Below are 18,821 nucleotides of genomic sequence, written 5' to 3' on the forward strand. Positions count from 1 at the left end.
CCATGTGAGAGTAGGTCATCGTCAGCTCTCTATACCCTGAAAACCCCCCAACGTTAATTCGTTGGGGGGTTTTCTTTGTCTGGCTTATTAATAGCTTCTATTATTTAAAAACCTCATTATATCCAATGATTACATATCGAGTTTAAAAAAATAAACTGATTATGTCTATTTAATTTTATGGGATACTTCGATTATTCAGCTAAAATGATTTGACTTATATCATTATAACTGATAATTTTAAAGAGTATTTTTATTTATAAGCTATAACAAGTATCTCGTAACGTTATAGGAAAGTATTGTTTATGTAATGGATTTCGAATAAACTCTTAATAGTGTTACAAACAGAGTTTTATAATTAATTGGTTATTAAATATAAAGTCTTACTCCCTTTCACGTGATTATCAAAAGGAATTGATAATGAAGTTAGCTCCTCTTTTTTCAATAGGTGCATTGGCAGCCATGAGTCTTATTGGTTGTTCTAATCAAACGTCTGATAATGCTGATACTTCATCAGCTGCTTCTGAAGAAACTACTGTTCTGCGTTTTTCACATTTTTGGCCAGCTACATCTTCTATTAGTACAGAAGTATTTGAGCCTTGGGCCAAACAAATAGAAACAGATTCTAATGGCCGTCTAAAAGTTGAGTTGTATCCATCAGCTGGTCTTGCTAAAGCCGATGTGACTTATGAATCTGCTGCCAAAGGTACGATAGACATTGGTTCGCAAGCACATGGCTATACTAATGGTCGTTTCCCTCTAACTCAGATTACTGAGCTTCCTGGTTTATCTAATTCAGCTACTCAAATGGGCTGTATGTTACAAACCTTATATGATGATGGGACGCTTGCTGGTGAATATGAAGATTCGCATCTATTATTTATGTATGGTGCTGGACCTGGCTCTCTGCATACTACAGACAAGTTGATTCGTACACCAGCAGATATGAAGGGTATGCGTATCCGTCGTCCTTCTGCAGTTGCTGGTGACATTATTGAAAGTGCTGGCGCTTCACCTGTAGGGTTACCTGCTAATGACATGTATACCTCTTTACAACGTGGTGTTGTTGATGGTTTGAGTTTCCCTTGGGAGGCAGTCACAGCTTTCAAAATTGATGAAATAACGAAGTATCATACTAATATTCCTTTTTATAGTTCAGCTCTTATGGTCACTATGAATAAGGACAAATATGAAAGTCTGCCAGATGATTTGAAAAAGGTTCTTGATAAAAACTCAGGTATGGCACTTGCCAATAAAGTCGGTGAAGTATTTGACAAGCATGATCAGATGGCAATACAAGCGGCTAGAGATAAAGGTGATGAAATTGTCGAAATCCCTGATCCACTTAACGATCCTGACTGGAAAGGTCCGCTTGAAAAAGGAACACAGAAATATCTTGCTGATGTCAATGCTTTAGGCTTGGATGCCGATGGTGTTTATGAAAAAGCCAAAGCCGCCAGTGCCGCCTGCAAAGTTTAACCCATTAAAGGCAGTCCCCTTATGGCATTTTTAATCAAAATCAGCACCCTCATCTCCAGACTGTGCCAGTTTATTGGTGGCGTCAGTCTGGTCATCATCGTCTTAACCACCATGCTAGACGTCATTGCCCGCTATGTCTTTAAGCTTACGGGCGGTGAGTTTGGCTTTACCGTCAAAGGCAGCGTCGAGATCGTCTCCTACTTCATGTTGTTTGCGCTCCTTGGCGCCTTTGCCGCCTTTGTCGAACGCTCACAAATCATCGTCGACGTCTTTACCCAAAAAATGTCCCAAGCCATGAAAGGCTACATGATGGGCACCTTTATGATGGGCTTCTTTATTATCGGCATCGTCTTCACTTGGGGACTGTATGAAAGTGCCATTGACGCCATAGAATACGGCAAAGTCACCCAAGACCTGCGCATCTCCATGATGCCCATCTACGCCATCAGCGCCTTCTTAAGTCTACTGCTGGCCATACGCTCACTAATCGAATCCATCAACATCTTTAAAACGGGCGAGTTCTTTGACGCCGAGGAGACAGGCGCATGAGTCCAGAAACTATCGGAGCCATTGGCTTACTTGTCATGATCCTACTGGTCGTGGTTCGTGTCCCCGTGGCACTTGCCATGCTTGGTGTCGGCTTGGTCGGCTTTGGCGCCGTCACCTCCACAGGTGGCGCTTTGCAGATGCTCAAAGACATCCCCGTCGACGTCTTAGCAAAGTACGACTTTAGTGCCATTCCGCTGTTTATCTTAATGGGAGTGTTTGCCACCCATTCTGGGATGGCCGGCAAACTGTTTGAAGCCACCCGTACCATCTTTGGCGGCGTTAGAGGCAGCCTAGGTATTGCCGGTATTGGCTCCTCCGGCATCTTTGCCTCCATCTCAGGATCATCCCTAGCTACCGCCTCTACCATGACCAAAGTGGCCCTGCCGCAAATGGAGAAGTACGGCTATCAGCCAGGCTTTGCCTGCGGCATCTTAGCGGCGGGTGGTACCCTCGGTATCATGATTCCGCCCAGTATCGCCTTACTGGTCTATGCCATCCTAACCCAGCAGTCAGTCGGCGACATGTTTATCGCCGGCTTTTTGCCCGGCATGCTTGGCATGGTCATGTACTCGCTCACTGTCATGATCATGGTACGCTGGAAACCGCATTTAGCCCGTCGCGGAGAGCCAACCTCTTGGAAAGCCAAACTGTTATCACTGACAGGTTTGATCCCCTTTAGCTTTATCTTTATCGTCATTATTGCCGGTATCTTCTTTGGTCTGTTTACCCCAACCGAAGGGGCAGCAGTCGGCGCCTTTGTCTCTTGGGCCTATGCTGCAGCCAAAGGCATGCGTATGCAGGGGCTCAAGCAGTCATTGATTGAAACCTTAGCACTGTCTGCAGTGGTGTTCTTTATGCTGCTCGGGGCAGAAGCACTCGGCTACTTTGTCTCAGTCTCGCGCCTGTCTTATTCGTTAGCGACGTGGATCGGGGGACTGGCAGTTAGTCCAATGATTGTTCTTATTTGCATCCTATTTATGTATTTCTTGCTTGGGCTGTTTATGGATGCCCTAGCGATGCTGGTGATTACCATTCCGGTGGTGTTCCCGATCATTTTAGCGCTCGGCTATGATCCAGTCTGGTTCGGTATCATTGCGGTATTGACGGTGGAGCTTGGTCTCATTACGCCACCGATGGGAATGAATATCTTTGTGATTAAGGCGATGGCGCCACATATTAAGCTGTCTGATATGTTTCGTGGGGTGGCGCCCTTCATTGTCTCTGATGTGATTCGATTGGTGATTTTAGTCGCGTTCCCAGCTATCTCTTTGGTGTTGTTGAATTAAAGATTAATGACGCAGATAGACTGAGTAGATAAGTATAAGTAGGTAAGTATAAGTCTTTAGAATCAAATTGTGTTTTTCGGCCATATTGTTGCAATAACAATATGGCTTTTTTGTGGATTCACTATAAAGTCATTTACTCAGCTGATGCCACATAAGATTGAAATAAACGTTAGAGCAGATAGTTAATCGTATTTATTACTTTAAACTTACTAACTACATTGTATTGCCGTATCAGTTCTTATGATTATAAGAACATAGAAGATGTAGTAAACTGGATACTTGGAGTTTTGAATGTATAAAAACATTATAAGTAGAGACACTCATGGCAGTTGATTTTAGTAATACTCTGATAGTTGCAATCTCTGCAACCGCGTTATTTGATCTATCAGAATCAGAAACTCATTTATTACAATTATTGCAGCAGCGACCTAATACTGCTGTTAAAGAATTTCGTGATTATATGGCAGCACGTGAGAACGACGATTTAAGTATTGGTGCAGGATATCCGCTCATTAAGGCATTGCTTAATCTAAACCAATATAGTCGTCAGCACACAGATTTAGACATCGAAGCACCTCTAGTTGAAGTAGTTATTGTCTCTAAAAGTAGCCCTGATACTGGTATTCAAGTATTAAACGCTATTCGTGAATATAAATTAAATATATCGCGCTCAGCTTTTATTTCGGGTAGTCCAGTCGCCCCCTATATTGCTGATTTCAACGTTGATTTGTTTTTGACAACCAATCGTGATGATGCCCAGCAAGTTGCAGATGCCAATATCTGTGCTTGTGCAATACTTGATGCGACTCCTGTAAATACCTATGAGCTTGACACTGAACAGCTGCGTATTGCTTTTGATGGTGACGCAGTGCTGTTTGATGATTCAGGGGAGTTACTATATAAGCAAAAAGGGTTACGTGCTTTTCATGAACGTGAAGCACAAATGCATGATTTGCCTATTGAGAAAGGCCCATATGCTGAGTTGTTAATTAAGCTCTCAAGCTTACAAGAACGACTACCAGCACGACTACATCATTGTCCGATAAAGATTGCACTAGTCACTGCACGTAATGCACCTGCCGACTTGCGAGCTATCAAGACGCTACGTGAGTGGGGAGTAGATGTCGATATGGCATTTTTTTTAGGAGGGCTTGAAAAGACAGCAGTACTCAAAACCTTTGCGCCCCATATCTTTTTTGATGATTCTATTCAGCATATCGATGCTGCGCGTAGCTTTGTGCCTACAGCATTGGTGCCTTATCATTCAGAGTCGTTATTACACGCTAACAGCTATTTAACGGCCAGTAAAGATGCTTCATCGCTGTCTTTTACACCTGTGCAGCATCCTTCTTCTTTAGTAGACCAATAATATGAAAATGTTTCAATCTAGAGCAATAAAGACTAAAGGAAAAGGTAAGAGATGAATTGGCGACAATTATTAACGTTGGTTATGGTTCGGCTTAAGCAGGTTGTTGGTTTATATGCGTTTGTACTAGTGCCGATGTGGGGCATGTTTTTTTTGAATAAAGTTGCCCTATTTGGTATGTGGAACATTTTCGGTATCGTGCCACGTGCATTAGATATAGGCAGTATGATCGGTGTATTTGCCTCATGGACAATGCACGGAAATTTCGCCCATCTATTAGGCAATACGTTAACGTTATTACAGATTTTGTTTTTGTTTGGTCTATTTGAAAATAATGCCTATCGCACGGTTCTAAAGCTGATCGTCGCTTCGGGGTTAGTGACTTGGATCATTGGCTCACCATTATCCATTCATATTGGCGCATCAGGGCTTTGTTTCGCTATGCTTGGTTACATGATAGGAGGGGCAGTATTTGCTCGGCGTTGGGGATATTTGCTTGCATGCATTATCATGGGAACAGGCTATTGGCTCACTATCAAGCAAGGCTTAATGCCACAATCTGGTATCTCATTTGCGGCGCACTTCGGTGGTTTATGCGCCGGTTTACTGCTAGGAGCGAACTCAAAGCATGCTTATACAAGTATGAGTGATCGTTATTAGACTTTATTTGAGCACAAACTAATAAATAACGGATCATCTGTCGCCAATTCTCGCCATGCAGTAGTCTTTTTTACATGCTCATCAATTGTAAGCTTGCTACCTTTCTCTGGTAGCACATAATCTGCACGTGCAGGAGTGTTGCAGTCTACGACTTGTGCAATCTTTTGCACACTTCTACGTCTTTCAAACAGATATAAATTAACCAAATATACATTTGGATTATCTACTTGTACGCTGGCATTACCAGTATCTGCTGCTATAAAGCGTAATATCTGTGGTTTAGCATAAGACCATGGACGGAACCATTCTGTACTTTCAGCTGTTTTGACAACGTTCACACCTGCAGGTAGCTTACTCACTTGTTGATCGTACCAGTTATACTCTTGATGTATTTGAAAGCCAAAAATACCAATAGCGGCAAATAAAGGAATCAGCCATTTTGGTGCGCGTTTGCCAGCCAGTTTACTGAGATGAGTTATAACTAGTGCTAATCCAGCCATACCAAATGCAGCAGCGATGGTAGCGATAAACTCAAAAAGCATAAAATCTTCCTTAATGCGATAGGCACGTTTAATTAAACACGTTTAATAAATTAAAAACCTAAAATTATTTATTATAAATATGAGATAAAAAAATCACTCACAAGCAGCTGCTGCCTGTGAGTGATAGATATAACTATAAACGATATGTCTAGCAGCTAAGATTATTAATTAATCAATTAGTGATCAACAGCACCGCCAGCGCCACGTGGAGAACGTACGCTCTCAACCAACTCTTGGATATGGGCTGGTGGTGGCGCAGTAGCGTAAGATACAGCGAACGCTACGATAAAGTTAAGTAAGGCGCCAACCGCACCAAATGATAATGGTGAAATACCAAACAACCAATACTCTTCAGTATCAGGGAAGTTAGCAGTACCACTAATGAAGAACCAACCTTTAAAGACAAAGATATACACTAAGATAGTAATTAAGCCTGTCAACATACCAGCGATAGCGCCTAGATTGTTAATACGCTTAGAGAAAATACCCATCATTAGTACAGGGAATAGTGATGCGCCTGCAATACCAAAGGCTAGTGCCACCACCTGTGCGGCAAACCCTGGTGGATTAATACCCAGATAAGTAGCTACTACGATCGCTACACCCATGGTGATACGAGCATATTTTAGCTCTTGTGCATCAGTGATATTTGGGTTTAGGTTACGTTTGATCAAGTCATGACTAATCGCTGATGAAATAGCAAGTAGTAGTCCAGCTGCTGTTGATAGTGCTGCTGCTAGACCACCTGCAGCGATAAGACCGATAACCCATGGTGGAAGATTCGCGATTTCTGGGTTAGCGAGTACTAAGATATCAGCATTTACATCAAGCTCGTTACCAGCCCAACCTGCATTTGCAAAGCGACCATCGACTTCTAGATCATGTGCTGCTTGTGCTTCTGCAACGGCTGTAGTTGCTGCTGCAACATCGCCACCCTCAGCTTCGGCAGTGTTCAATGCTAGTTGAGCTGCACCAAGTCCACTATCGCTATATAGCTGGATACGACCGTCATTGTTCAGATCGTTGTATTTAATGAGACCCGTATCTTCCCACGTTCTCATCCAATCTGGACGTTGATCATATTCTAAAGGCGCTTCAGCCACACCTTGTGGATAAACTGTATCGATCAAATTTAGACGTGCCATAGCACCTACTGCTGGAGCAGTAAAGTACAATAACGAGATGAATACTAGTGTCCAACCTGCTGTCCAACGTGCATCAGCCACTTTAGGTACAGTGAAAAAGCGAATGATAACGTGTGGTAGACCTGCTGTACCTATCATTAGAGATAAAGTAAACAGTACCATATTCAATTTGTTAGGAACATCAGCCGTATAAGAGGCAAATCCTAAGTCGGTAACGACTTGGTTAAGCTTAGTCAAAATAGGGATGCCTGATTCGACATGGTTTGAGAACAAACCAAGGCCTGGAATCGGGTTACCCGTCAATTCAAGTGAGATAAACACCGCAGGGATGGTATAAGCAATCATTAGAACCACATATTGCGCAACCTGCGTGTATGTAATCCCTTTCATACCACCTAATACGGCATAGAAGAATACAACGATTGCCGCAATGATCAGACCAGTTGTGTTTTCAACTTCTAAGAAGCGTGAGAAAGCAACGCCAGCACCAGTCATCTGACCAATAACGTAAGTGGTTGATGCGACAATCAAGCAAACGACTGCAATCATAGCAGCAGTCTTCGAATAAAAGCGGTCACCGATGAAGTCAGGGACGGTAAATTTACCGAACTTACGTAGATAAGGTGCTAAGAGCATGGCCAATAGAACGTAACCACCTGTCCAACCCATCAAATAGGTAGAAGCGCCATAACCACTAGCAGCAATAAGACCTGCCATTGAAATGAATGACGCAGCACTCATCCAGTCAGCAGCTGTTGCCATACCGTTAACGACCGGATGTACGCCACCGCCAGCAACATAAAATTCACTAGTTGAACCTGCGCGCGCCCAGATAGCAATACCGAAGTATAAAGCGAAGGATAGACCTACAAAAATAATATTAATCGTAAATTGACTCATGCTCTATTCCTCGTCTACGCCATATTGTTTATCTAACTTATTCATACGCCAAGCGTAAAAGAAAATTAAGATGATAAATACCCCAATAGACCCCTGTTGAGCGAACCAAAAGCCTAAATCAGTACCACCAATTTTGATACCTGCTAAGAGAGGACGTAAAAGAATAGCAAAACCATAAGAACATAGTGCCCAAATAAACAGGCTACCTAAGATAAGACGAATATTGGCGCGCCAATAACCGGATGGATCGTTGTGGTTCTCCATAGGACAACTCCTTTTGCCTGACATAAATACAAGATTATTGATTGGAGCCTAACAAGTCACTTTGGTTTAGCGTATACCATCTAAGGCAGTATTGTTTATATCGTAATTATAAAGCCATACGGCATAAACAACTAAAACAGAATGATCAACTAGTATCAATAATCAAAAGTTACTAACAACATGAGCAAGTTTTACACTATCTTTTATAAGACTAAAGACTTGTAAGAAATAATAGCAACTGGCTCGATACCACTGAAAATAGATTGTAAGGTACTAAATTTAATATTGTAGATACTGAGTAACATTATAAATAAGTTGGTTGTATTCATAGAGGAAGGTATATGTGGTATAACGTTCCGCTGTTTTCTTTATCTCGTCTTCCTGACGACGTTATTTGTAAGAAATCTTTCAATCTAAGTCTAAAATATCTAAAGATAAGAATTCAAACTAAGTTCTATAGGGGTTTATTGCCCTAAGATAAATATTGTTTTTATTGTTAACTTTAATTATTAAATCTAATCATTTGAGCCAATTAAATTTTGTATGTGCAGTTAATGTTTATTACAATAAGTGGATATGTATATACGAATTATCTTAAATAAATAAGGGTATTATATTGGCTATACCAGTCAAACAAACATAGACGTTGACCTAGTACTAAACTGGATAGTCATAAACTTATTAGGAATATATACAAAATTTGTGTAATTAACAATAAGTAAATTTAAATTACTTATTGTAACTAAATGTTTATTTAACAGAAATTTAACTCAATCTACACCAAAAATAACGCTGATAGTGATTATCAATCTATCGTTTTAGGTTAAAAGTCTTAAAATTCCATAAATATATTAATGATTATATTCATTATATGCCATTTATATTATAAATAAAAAATTGAGAAATATAATACAGATTGATAGTAGGCCTTTAAACACTGACAATCTAAAGAAATTCATTGAATAGCTAAGAAATCTTATTCTAGTTTAGATCCGTCATCTTTTGGCTGAACAGAGTAAAAGAGCTAAAACCATCATAGTAAGTTAAAATACAAATACAGAAGTGCTATGTGCAGTTATTGTGTATGTAAGGATATGAGACGCTTTGAAAAGTGATCGAAAATAACCTTCGTATTACTGGTTGTTCATGTAGTTGCTCTATAGATTTTGGTGTGGAAATAATAAGTACAGAATTAGTAGGTAGAAAATACAAGTTTACGATGTGATTCAAAGCATCACTAATATATGAAATGAAGGTGAAAAAATGGGTGAAGGGATAGCAGGTCTGTTTAATAGCATCGTAAATTATGGTGTTAGTATAATTTGGGGTAACAATGATTGGTTGATTGTTAATAACCCTTGGTATGGGCTGTTAATGTTCGTACTAATTGGTGCTGGTCTTTATTTTACTATTGCCACACGCTTTATTCAGTTTCGACACTTTGGACACATGTGGAAGTTGTTACGTGTCTCTAACCAAGGACGCAAAGATGGTGGTATCAGCTCCTTTGAGGCCTTAATGACGTCTCTTGCAGCGCGTGTTGGTACTGGTAACTTGGCAGGGGTAGCGATTGCTATCTATCTTGGTGGGCCAGGGGCTGTGTTTTGGATGTGGATGACTGCGATCGTCGGGATGTCGACCAGCTTCATCGAGTCAACCCTAGCGCAAGCATATAAAGTACCACATAATGACAATGTTTATCGCGGTGGACCCGCTTATTATATTGAGAAAGGCTTAGGTAAGCGCTGGCTGGCGATATTTTTCTCGTTATGTTTGCTAGTCGCCTTCGGTTTAGCTTTTAATGGTGTGCAGTCAAACACCATCGCACAGGCAACTAATGAAGCTTTCGGTATTCCAACGTGGATGACGGGTATCGTATTGGTAGTATTGGTAGCACCAGTAGTATTCGGTGGCTTACGTTCGGTTGCGCGTATCGCGGGTAAAATCGTACCAGTAATGGCTATCTTGTATATCTTATTAGCACTATTTATTATCGTTACTAACTTTAGCCAATTCCCAGCAGCGATTGCCTTGATTGTGAAGTCAGCATTTGGTTTTGAGCAAGCAGCAGGTGGGGTGATTGGTTATGGTATTGCTCAGGCTATGATTAACGGTATCAAGCGTGGTTTGTTCTCTAACGAAGCAGGTATGGGTTCAGCACCTAACGCTGCGGCGACTGCGAAAAGTCATCCTGACCATCCAGCAGTACAAGGGTTTATGCAAATGTTGGGTGTCTTTATGGACACGTTAATAATTTGTACTGCAACTGCGTCAATCATTATCCTATCTGGCGTGGTCGATCCTAATGTTGAGCAAGAAGGTATCCAGCTGACTCAGTTGGCACTATCTCAGTATGTTGGTGATTTGGGTGTTATATTCGTCGCGATTGCTATTTTCTTTTTCTCATTTACGTCAATTATCGCCAATTATAGCTACGGCGAGTCAAATCTTGAATTCATCTCTGGCGCCAAAAATGCCAAAGTGATGATTATGATATTCCGCTTCATGGTCTTAGGTATGGTGTTCGTTGGTGCAATTGCTAGCCTACCAGCGATATGGAATTTTGCTGACTTATCAATGGGTCTTATGGCCTTGACCAACTTAATAGCTATTCTAATTTTGTCACCTGTGGCACTAAGAATATTGCGCGACTATGAGCGTCAAGTCAAAGAAGGCAAAACGGGTGATCAGATCAAATTCAATCCTGATGACTTTGTGAAGTTAAAAGACGAAGCTAATCGCGATGCTTGGACTGATTAGCTTTTGCTATTAAGTTATCAAATGAATGTATGAGCATTAAAAAAACCGCCCTTATTATTAAGAGCGGTTTTTTATTAAGCTATATCTATATCAATAATGGTTTACATGTTTGGATAGTTAGGACCGCCGCCGCCTTCTGGCGTTACCCATGTGATGTTTTGTGAAGGATCTTTAATATCGCAAGTTTTACAATGCACGCAGTTTTGCGCATTGATGACAAACTTAGCGCCTTCAGCATCTTTTACCACTTCATAGACACCAGCTGGACAGTATAAACGCGCTGGCTCAGCATACAAAGGTAGATTAATAGAAACAGGTACAGTAGGATCCGTTAACTTTAAATGCGTTGGCTGGTTCTCTGCATGGTTAGTGTTAGAGATAAATACTGACGATAATTTATCAAACACCAGCTTACCATCAGGCTTAGGATAAACTGGCTGATAGGCATGGGCCGCACGCTCTAGCTGATCGTAATCCTTTAAGTTATCATGAATAGTCAATGGCATCTTGCCACGTAGAATATTTTGGTCGATAAAGTTAAAGGCCCCACCCATCCATTGACCCATACGGTGCATGGCAGGAGCAAAGTTACGTGCTTCATAGTTATCTTGATACAGCCATGACTCTCTATACATAGTGCTGTAGGCGACTACATCATCATGCTGACGGTCGGCCTTTAATGCTTCGAAAATAGCTTCAGCAGCGAGCATGCCTGACTTCATAGAGGTATGTGTACCTTTAATCTTCGCAGGATTCAAGAAGCCAGCATCATCACCGACAAGTACACCACCTGGGAAAGTGAATTTCGGTAAAGAGTTAAGGCCACCTTTGGTTAAAGCGCGTGCCCCATAAGAGATACGCTTACCACCTTCTAAAACGTTGCGAATGAGCGGATGCAGTTTGAGGCGCTGCATTTCATCAAACGGTGACATATATGGGTTGGAGTAGGACAGATCGATGACCATACCAAAGCTGACTTGGTTGTTTTCATCAAAGTACAACCACCAGCCGCCAGTAGAACCAGTATCAGTTAATGGCCAACCTGAGCCATGCATGACCACACCTTGCTCATGCTTATCTGGCGTAACTTCCCATAGCTCTTTTAGACCAATACCATAATGCTGTGGATCAGAATCTTTATCAAGACCAAATCGGCTGATTAAGCGCTTACCAAGGTGACCACGGCAGCCTTCAGCAAAAATAGTATATTTGGCCAGTAACTCATAGCCAGGCTCAAAACTAGACTTGGCTTCACCATCAGCTGCAACGCCCATATCGCCCGTCAATATGCCTTTTACTGAGCCATCATCATTATATAAGATGTCAGAAGCAGGGAAGCCTGGGAACATCATAACTTCTAGCTCCTCGGCCTGCTCAGCGAGCCAGCGTACGACATTAGCTAGCGAGACGATATAGTTGCCTTCATTGTGCATACTAGCTGGGATGATTGAATCCATAAGTTTGGTACTTTTGGTCGCAGAACCAAGCATATAGACACGATCTTCAATCGCTGGCACATTTAAAGGCGCGCCTTTGGCTTTCCAGTCAGGTATTAACTCATCCAAGGCGCGTGGCTCAATAACAGCACCAGATAAAATATGCGCACCAAACTCAGAGCCTTTTTCGACGACACATACCATAAACTCATCGTTGCCCGCTTCGATAGCCAACTGCTTTAAACGAATAGCCGCTGATAGACCAGAAGGTCCGCCACCTACGACAATTACGTCAAACTCCATTGATTCGCGCTCAATTTCAGGCTCTACTGGAGCAGGCTCAGGGGCTGTTTCAGCAGGTGCTTTGTCAACTGGGTTGTGTTCAACGGCTTCTTCAGCTACAACAGTTTCGGCTGGAATCTCTTCAGCGGGAGTATTTTCAACAACTTCTTGAGTCGCTTCTGTGGACTCTGGTTTTGTCATATCTGAATTCGATGTATCTGGTTCGGTCGTGTCTACAGTTGCTGGCGTGTCAGTATTGACGATATCAGCATCAACGACTGGCGTTTGTTTATCTTGCTCTTGCATACCTACTCCTAAACTCTATAGTGGCTTGTCTATGGGTATCATTGGGGGCGCAATTAAATAATATGGCTTGCGACACGGTTACCTCTCAGACATGTGGCTGCCCGATAAAAACTGTCTTTGCGGCATTAATCGACAATATCGTCATTGAGATCATATTAATGAACAACATAGTAAGGGATGATTAAAACGACATACCTATCATCATTTTAATAAAAAATCGTTACTCATTATAAAAGAAAAGTCCTACAAACACGATACGCATTTATAGATATCGGTGTTAAGGTAAGACTAATACGATGAGCATACAAAGTCTAATCGTTTTATCATACCCGAAACTAAAATTAATAGTAATGCTGTCGTTGCCAAACTCTGACTAATATTAGGAAATAACGCTATGAGTAGTAATATAAATGATGGTGTTGAAACTGGCAATTTAGCAAGTAGTTCTATAGCTGACAACGTAAATAATAGTGGAACCACCCAAGATTTGAGCAATTTAGATTCCCTTAGTAACTACTTAAAGTCTTCAGCCGGTACGCGTCAAGGACGTTCTATACCACCTCTTGATGAGTGGCATCCAGAGCAGGTTGCTGATATGGATTTGGTCATTAAGGCCAATGGCGAATGGTGGCACGAAGGTGGCTTGGTGACCCGTCAGTCATTAGTGAGTTTATTTGCGACTATTCTGTGGAAAGAAGAGAGTAATGGTACTTGTGAGTATTTTTTAAAGACTCCAGTGCAAAAGCTGCGCATTCAAGTTGAAGATGTACCGCTATTGATTAATGATGTGGGCATTGTCACTGAGAATGGAGTAAGCTGGTTAGAGTTTACAACCACGACTGGTGATGTGGTACGTCTAGATAACGAGCACCCTATTGAACTACGCTCTTATAAGCCAACCGTAGCTCAAGAAGATATTGCAAAAGAGCAAGTGCGTCCTTATATGCTTGTTCGTAACGACTTAACGGCCCTCATCGGTCGTAATACGTTTTATCACTTAACAGAAATTGGTAAGTTGACAGAGCAGAACGATGAAGTGATACTCACTTTAGAAAGTGGTGGCAAGTCTTATCAACTATTAATGCCTGATAGTTAATTCTTCACTTTTTGTAGCATGAATTAATGTACAAAACTGTGTGCTAAACGCTAGCATGTTTTAAAATAGGTATGTTTTATAGTCCTCCTTTACTAAATTGCATGGCAATACACTGTGAACCAATATATCCAGCCTACTAGGCAATATCTCAATTATAAAATATACCATAATGGCAGTACTATCCTATGAGTACTGCCGATTCCGTCTCGCCTTCAATAACGTATAGACTCTCTGCTAATGATAGAGCATTTATCAATAAACCCTTTGTTGATGACAGTCTTTTGGTTAGCAAAGGCAGGTCAGCGAATATAGCTAACAGTAAAACTAGCTCGGCACCGATTGGTCTATTTGACTCAGGGATAGGTGGTCTTTCTGTTTATCTGCATTTAGCACAGCAGCTGCCTGCTGAACGTTATATTTATTATGCTGATACTCTGCACGTACCGTATGGCAATCGTGATAGCCAAGATATTGAAAAACTGACACTAGTAGCAGTAGAATGGCTATACCAAAGAGGCTGTAAACTCATCGTTATTGCTTGTAACAGTGCTTCTGCTCATGGGCTAGAAGCGGCACGTCGCCATTATCCAAACCTTCCTATTGTTGGTTTAGTACCAGCACTCAAGCCTGCTGTAATAGCTAGCAATAGTGGTCATGTGGCAGTACTGGCTACCAAAGCTACTTTAGATGGAACATTGCTCAATCAAGTTATTACTAATATTGCGATGCCCAATGGTACTCAAGTAACCAAATACTTTGATCCGCAGCTGGTGCCGTGGGTAGAGTCTGGAATGCCAGAGACATCTGAGGTCGCGCAACGTTTACGACAACAAGTACAATGTTTTGCGCATGTTGGGGTCGATTACCTAGTGTTAGGGTGTACTCATTATCCTTTTTTTAAAGAGTTTTTGATTAATGAGATTAAAGCGCAGCAATTAGCCATACAAGTGGTAGACTCAGGACAGGCCATCGCCGCACGTGTACAGTCTTTGCTTGCTGAAAAAAACCTATTAGCTCAAGCCAAGGTTTCAGTAACGACTCATAATAACGAAAGACCGCCACTGATTTTTTATGCAACTAAACATGATGATAAGCTGGATAGGCTGATAACGCGTCTTTTAGGGGTGCAAACACAAATCCAGTATATGCTTTGATTGTTAGGCTGAGTCTTCGTACATTAATTTATAGCAGTTCACCATACTATCATTATCAGAATAATTCACTATTAGAATAATTGACATAAAGCACTCACAAACTGCCTGTATTTTGCTAAGATTGTGCTAGGTTAAAGTTTGTAAAAAATAAGTTGTTTAGGCGCTTTTGACTGTCATTACTATCATTGTCGTTGTAGAGGTTATATTGCAAAGTCGTCGCTATCACGTTCATATAATATGCGTAGCCCATGAGCAGCCGTTAATATTAGACGGTTTGGCAGTGTTTTTTCAATCGCGCGCGTTTTTAACTTATGATATTTCGCCTAGACTGCCGCAAGCCTCTTTATATGGGCGGCAATGTATTGACTCTTGCGATCATACGGTCGTTATTGTAGGTGACAGCTATGGCACGACACAGAATTTAGGGGTCAGCCAAATGCATCTGAGCTATTTGAGTTCTAAAGCGAAGCTCAAACCCATGCTCATTTTTATTAAATCTCAAAGTCACGATATTGACACGGGGCGTCAACTGCATGATTTTACCCGTCTGGTCGAGCAACAAGTAGAAGATGTCTATTATTATGATGACAATACTAATATCGATGAGCTTCTCAAGACCGCTTATAACAATGTAGCTGCTAAATGGAATCTGAGACCAAGCTGGGTAAAAGCAGATGATATTAAAGAGCCTCTCATACAGAGTAATTTAACTCAGCAAGGCTCTACGCTAGAAACGGGTACTCCTACTGACGTAATTCGTAAATCCTATAATCCTACCGACAATCTCATTAGCCCGCCAACTGAAAGCGATGATGTGACGGATAACGTAACGCAATCAATTAATCTATTAGAAAAATTCGATATGAAGTACAGTGCTCAAGCTTATGAGGGTGGTAACTTAAGCGATATTACAATGACAACGAGTCTGACTTGGGAACAAGTGTTACATGCGCTGGTACGAATGCCTGGGGCTTTTTCCAGCCACGGTTTACAAGGCTGTCTAAATCGCTTAATCGCTGTTAAGGCAGATAAAGATATCAAAAAAAAGATGCCCAATGTTCATGCAGTCTCGCGCTGTCAAATTGCTCAAGATGACTTAAACAAATTACAGAACCTATTAATTGCTGCGAATTGGATTCAATTGACAGCTTCAGGTGCAAGAACGTCGCAAGAATTATGGAAGCTAACTTTCTATGCCAAAAAGCTATTTGAAGAGAACCAACAGTAAGTAAATCTACTAATCTACTCTGTACGTTAAATTATTCATATAAATGCATTATTGATGTTTACCTTTCATAGTATTTAGCCGACAAAATCAGTAAGTGCTATCGTTGTCTATGATAGACAATGACAGACTACGTTTTGTAATACAAAGCATACGTGTCAGCGGTTGTTAATCTATTATACACTGGCGATAATAGGGTAGTAGATAAGGTTAGTCTGTTAGCAAACAGATTGATCGACGCGAATAACCTTTATAAATAAAGCAAACTTATAAAAAAGCGTTTTTATAATATATCTATAAAAAATGATTTTGTGGAATTTTGCATATTGAACCAAATATTTTAAACTATTAAAGGAGAGCGTAATGACTAACTCTAAACATGATGAGCTAAATCATGAAATTGATGGCCTAGAAAAAGCTATGCATGATGCCGATCAGTTTCGTACATTAGAAGAGCAAGTGGCAGACATGAAACGTCGCGGCATTGATCCTAGTCAAGCCTATAAGGACTTGGATAGGAAAGAGGAAGATAATGATTGGGGCGATGCAACTTGGAAAGAAAATGGTAAGTGGGAGCCAAAAACGCCTGCTGACTTAGATGAAAAAGCTCGCGACAACTGGGATGGCGACAACGGCAAACCGAATCCACCACCTATCGTTTAAACGTTGCTTAAGTATCAACATTATTAGGTAGGTATCTTTGCACAAGTCTCCTAGCAACCAAAAAATATAAAAAAGCCACGCTATCATTAGCGTGGCTTTTTTGTGACTAAACTGAATAATTAAACGAAAATAATATTAATCTACTATTTGCAATTATGAGCCTTCATCGACTCTGACTAAGCGCGTTACGCCATCAATACCGACTACACGACGATAGCGGACATTACTTGAGGTTGCAGGCTGGCTCGGTGATGCATATGAAGGATTACTTGGGGTAATCGTCGTCTGCTGTTGAATCAGCTGACCCATACGATCAGCGGGTGCTGGCATAGAAGGTCGAGAGCTTCCTGGTTGAACATGACCTTGCATGATTTGGCGATGGAACTTTTGCCCTGCACGTCCGTCAGCTGGGAAAATACCACGGCTAGATTGATACTGCTGTATAGCGGTACGAGTATTATCCCCAATGATGCCGTCGACACCGCCAATATCATAACCAGCATTTAATAAGGCTTGTTGGATATCTTTAGCTTGCTGGCGGCTGATACCTGGGTCATCCGTTGGCCATGCCGTTATAAAGTCAGTCTTACTGCTATTTTCGCTAGCAATCAAATCAGATAGATGGGCAATGGCAAGCGCGTAGTTTTCTGAAGCATTATACGAATAAAAAGTATCGAAGTTTTTACCGACTAAAAACGCAGGACCCTCAATACCAGCAGGAAGTAACAAACCTGCACTGCTAAGATCAGAAGGTAACGAATTGCCATTAGCCAGCGTTAAACCTTGATCGCGCCAGTGGCTCATCGATTTTTTATCTTTACGATTGGAGGCTGCCCAAAATCCGTTAGGCAATTTGACTTCGTAGCCCCAAGGCTCACCGGTACGGTAGCCGCGGTTATCTAAGAAATTCGCGGTAGAAGCTAGCGCATCAGGCACGTTATTGACTAAGTCGCGACGACCATCACCATCAAAATCGACGGCCAACTCTAAAAAGGTGCTTGGCATAAACTGCGTCTGCCCAAAAGCACCTGCCCACGAGCCAGTCATGTCGTTTGGTGCGATATCACCATTTTGTACGATTTTGAGCGCGTTGGCATATTCACCTTGAAAGTAGCTTTGACGACGATCAAAACAAGATAAGGTAGCCAACGATTCAAACAATGGTTTTTTGCCTAATGTCTGCCCAAAGTTCGACTCTACGCCCCATACACCCAGTACGTGTTCTGCTTTAACACCATAACGTAATTCAATACTACGCAAAGTATCTGCCCATTGGCGCTTGGCACGAATACCATCTTCTACGCGCTCTTTATCTACCAATACTGATAGATAATCCCAGACGTCCTTTTGAAACTCTGGTTGATAGTTTAACGACTGAATGACACTAGGGTCAGGCTGAGTGGGACGATAATTATCAAAGGTAGAGCTATTAACACCGCGGAATTTACTCGAGTTTTTTAAGCCATCTAGACATTGCTGAAATTCAGCATTGGATAAATTTGGTGCTTCTGGTCGAGCGGCTTGGGCAGTACTGGCTAGACTAAAGCCAATAGCAGCAGCCAATAAAGATAGGGTGGACAATGGAGTCAAACGCATGAAAATATCCTATAAACGTAAAGTGTGACAGACTAAGTAAAGTGCTCAAAAATATAGTATGACAATAGTGCTTTAGAGTAACCAATATTAACGATAAAGAAAAGGTATCGAAGTA

15 protein-coding genes are annotated in these 18,821 nt (G+C 41.4%); 10 read left to right on the forward strand and 5 right to left on the reverse strand.

All coding sequences use genetic code 11. From position 1 onward, the window contains the following. Positions 1–417: 417 nt before the first annotated feature. From AAEY87_RS11805 to AAEY87_RS11825, 5 genes are all read left to right on the forward strand, one after another. The gene (locus AAEY87_RS11805) at positions 418–1,476 is read left to right on the forward strand and encodes a TRAP transporter substrate-binding protein (protein WP_068038177.1); all 1,059 of its coding nucleotides are present in this window, start codon (positions 418–420) and stop codon (positions 1,474–1,476) included. 21 nt (positions 1,477–1,497) lie between these two features. Further along, entirely contained in the window at positions 1,498–2,025 is a 528-nt protein-coding gene (locus tag AAEY87_RS11810) for a TRAP transporter small permease (RefSeq protein ID WP_068038174.1), read from the forward strand. After that, positions 2,022–3,311: a TRAP transporter large permease gene (locus AAEY87_RS11815; protein WP_350657337.1), complete on the forward strand. Its 1,290-nt coding sequence runs from the start codon at positions 2,022–2,024 to the stop codon at positions 3,309–3,311. Before AAEY87_RS11810 ends, AAEY87_RS11815 begins: the two co-directional genes overlap by 4 nt. 322 nt (positions 3,312–3,633) lie before the next feature. After that, positions 3,634–4,680, forward strand: coding sequence for a 5'-nucleotidase (locus AAEY87_RS11820; RefSeq protein ID WP_068038170.1), 1,047 nt, complete (start codon positions 3,634–3,636; stop codon positions 4,678–4,680). Between the two features lie 51 nt (positions 4,681–4,731). Then, positions 4,732–5,337: a rhomboid family intramembrane serine protease gene (locus AAEY87_RS11825; RefSeq protein WP_068038167.1), complete on the forward strand. Its 606-nt coding sequence runs from the start codon at positions 4,732–4,734 to the stop codon at positions 5,335–5,337. Here the strand turns inward: AAEY87_RS11825 and AAEY87_RS11830 are convergent. The 3 genes from AAEY87_RS11830 to AAEY87_RS11840 form a co-directional block, all read right to left on the reverse strand. Further along, positions 5,334–5,879 carry a hypothetical protein gene (locus tag AAEY87_RS11830; protein WP_350657338.1) on the reverse strand — a complete coding sequence of 182 codons (546 nt, stop codon included), beginning with the start codon at positions 5,877–5,879 and terminating at the stop codon, positions 5,334–5,336. The genes AAEY87_RS11825 and AAEY87_RS11830 overlap by 4 nt on opposite strands. Before the next feature lie 176 nt (positions 5,880–6,055). Further along, entirely contained in the window at positions 6,056–7,924 is a 1,869-nt protein-coding gene (locus AAEY87_RS11835) for a sodium:solute symporter family protein (RefSeq protein WP_068038161.1), read from the reverse strand. Positions 7,925–7,927: 3 nt separating this feature from the next. Beyond that, positions 7,928–8,188, reverse strand: coding sequence for a DUF4212 domain-containing protein (locus AAEY87_RS11840; protein WP_068038159.1), 261 nt, complete (start codon positions 8,186–8,188; stop codon positions 7,928–7,930). Between the two features lie 1,263 nt (positions 8,189–9,451). On the opposite strand from AAEY87_RS11840, the gene AAEY87_RS11845 reads away from it, so the two are divergent. Further along, a complete protein-coding gene (locus AAEY87_RS11845; RefSeq protein ID WP_068038156.1) occupies positions 9,452–10,948 on the forward strand; it encodes an alanine/glycine:cation symporter family protein in 1,497 nt (498 codons plus the stop codon). A gap of 101 nt (positions 10,949–11,049) precedes the next feature. Here the strand turns inward: AAEY87_RS11845 and AAEY87_RS11850 are convergent, their stop codons facing one another. After that, positions 11,050–12,972, reverse strand: coding sequence for an electron transfer flavoprotein-ubiquinone oxidoreductase (locus AAEY87_RS11850; RefSeq protein ID WP_502945475.1), 1,923 nt, complete (start codon positions 12,970–12,972; stop codon positions 11,050–11,052). 394 nt (positions 12,973–13,366) lie between these two features. On the opposite strand from AAEY87_RS11850, the gene AAEY87_RS11855 reads away from it, so the two are divergent. The 4 genes from AAEY87_RS11855 to AAEY87_RS11870 all read left to right on the forward strand — a co-directional run bounded on the left by AAEY87_RS11855 (position 13,367) and on the right by AAEY87_RS11870 (position 17,110). Continuing rightward, positions 13,367–14,068, forward strand: a complete 702-nt coding sequence (locus tag AAEY87_RS11855) for a DUF1285 domain-containing protein (RefSeq protein ID WP_068329588.1) — start codon at positions 13,367–13,369, stop codon at positions 14,066–14,068. Between the two features lie 185 nt (positions 14,069–14,253). Next, positions 14,254–15,222, forward strand: coding sequence for a glutamate racemase (murI, locus tag AAEY87_RS11860; protein ID WP_350657339.1), 969 nt, complete (start codon positions 14,254–14,256; stop codon positions 15,220–15,222). 166 nt (positions 15,223–15,388) lie between these two features. After that, the gene (locus tag AAEY87_RS11865; RefSeq protein WP_350657340.1) at positions 15,389–16,450 is read left to right on the forward strand and encodes a DUF4062 domain-containing protein; all 1,062 of its coding nucleotides are present in this window, start codon (positions 15,389–15,391) and stop codon (positions 16,448–16,450) included. A 360-nt stretch (positions 16,451–16,810) separates the two neighbouring features. After that, positions 16,811–17,110 carry a hypothetical protein gene (locus AAEY87_RS11870; RefSeq protein ID WP_068038150.1) on the forward strand — a complete coding sequence of 100 codons (300 nt, stop codon included), beginning with the start codon at positions 16,811–16,813 and terminating at the stop codon, positions 17,108–17,110. Positions 17,111–17,263: 153 nt separating this feature from the next. On the opposite strand, the gene AAEY87_RS11875 is transcribed toward AAEY87_RS11870, so the two are convergent. Then, complete coding sequence (locus AAEY87_RS11875; protein ID WP_350657341.1) at positions 17,264–18,706, reverse strand: lytic murein transglycosylase; 1,443 nt, start codon at positions 18,704–18,706, stop codon at positions 17,264–17,266. Positions 18,707–18,821 lie beyond the last annotated feature (115 nt).

It is taken from the genome of Psychrobacter sp. S1-30-MNA-CIBAN-0213 (assembly GCF_040309845.1).
In the GTDB taxonomy this organism is placed as follows: Bacteria; Pseudomonadota; Gammaproteobacteria; order Pseudomonadales; family Moraxellaceae; genus Psychrobacter.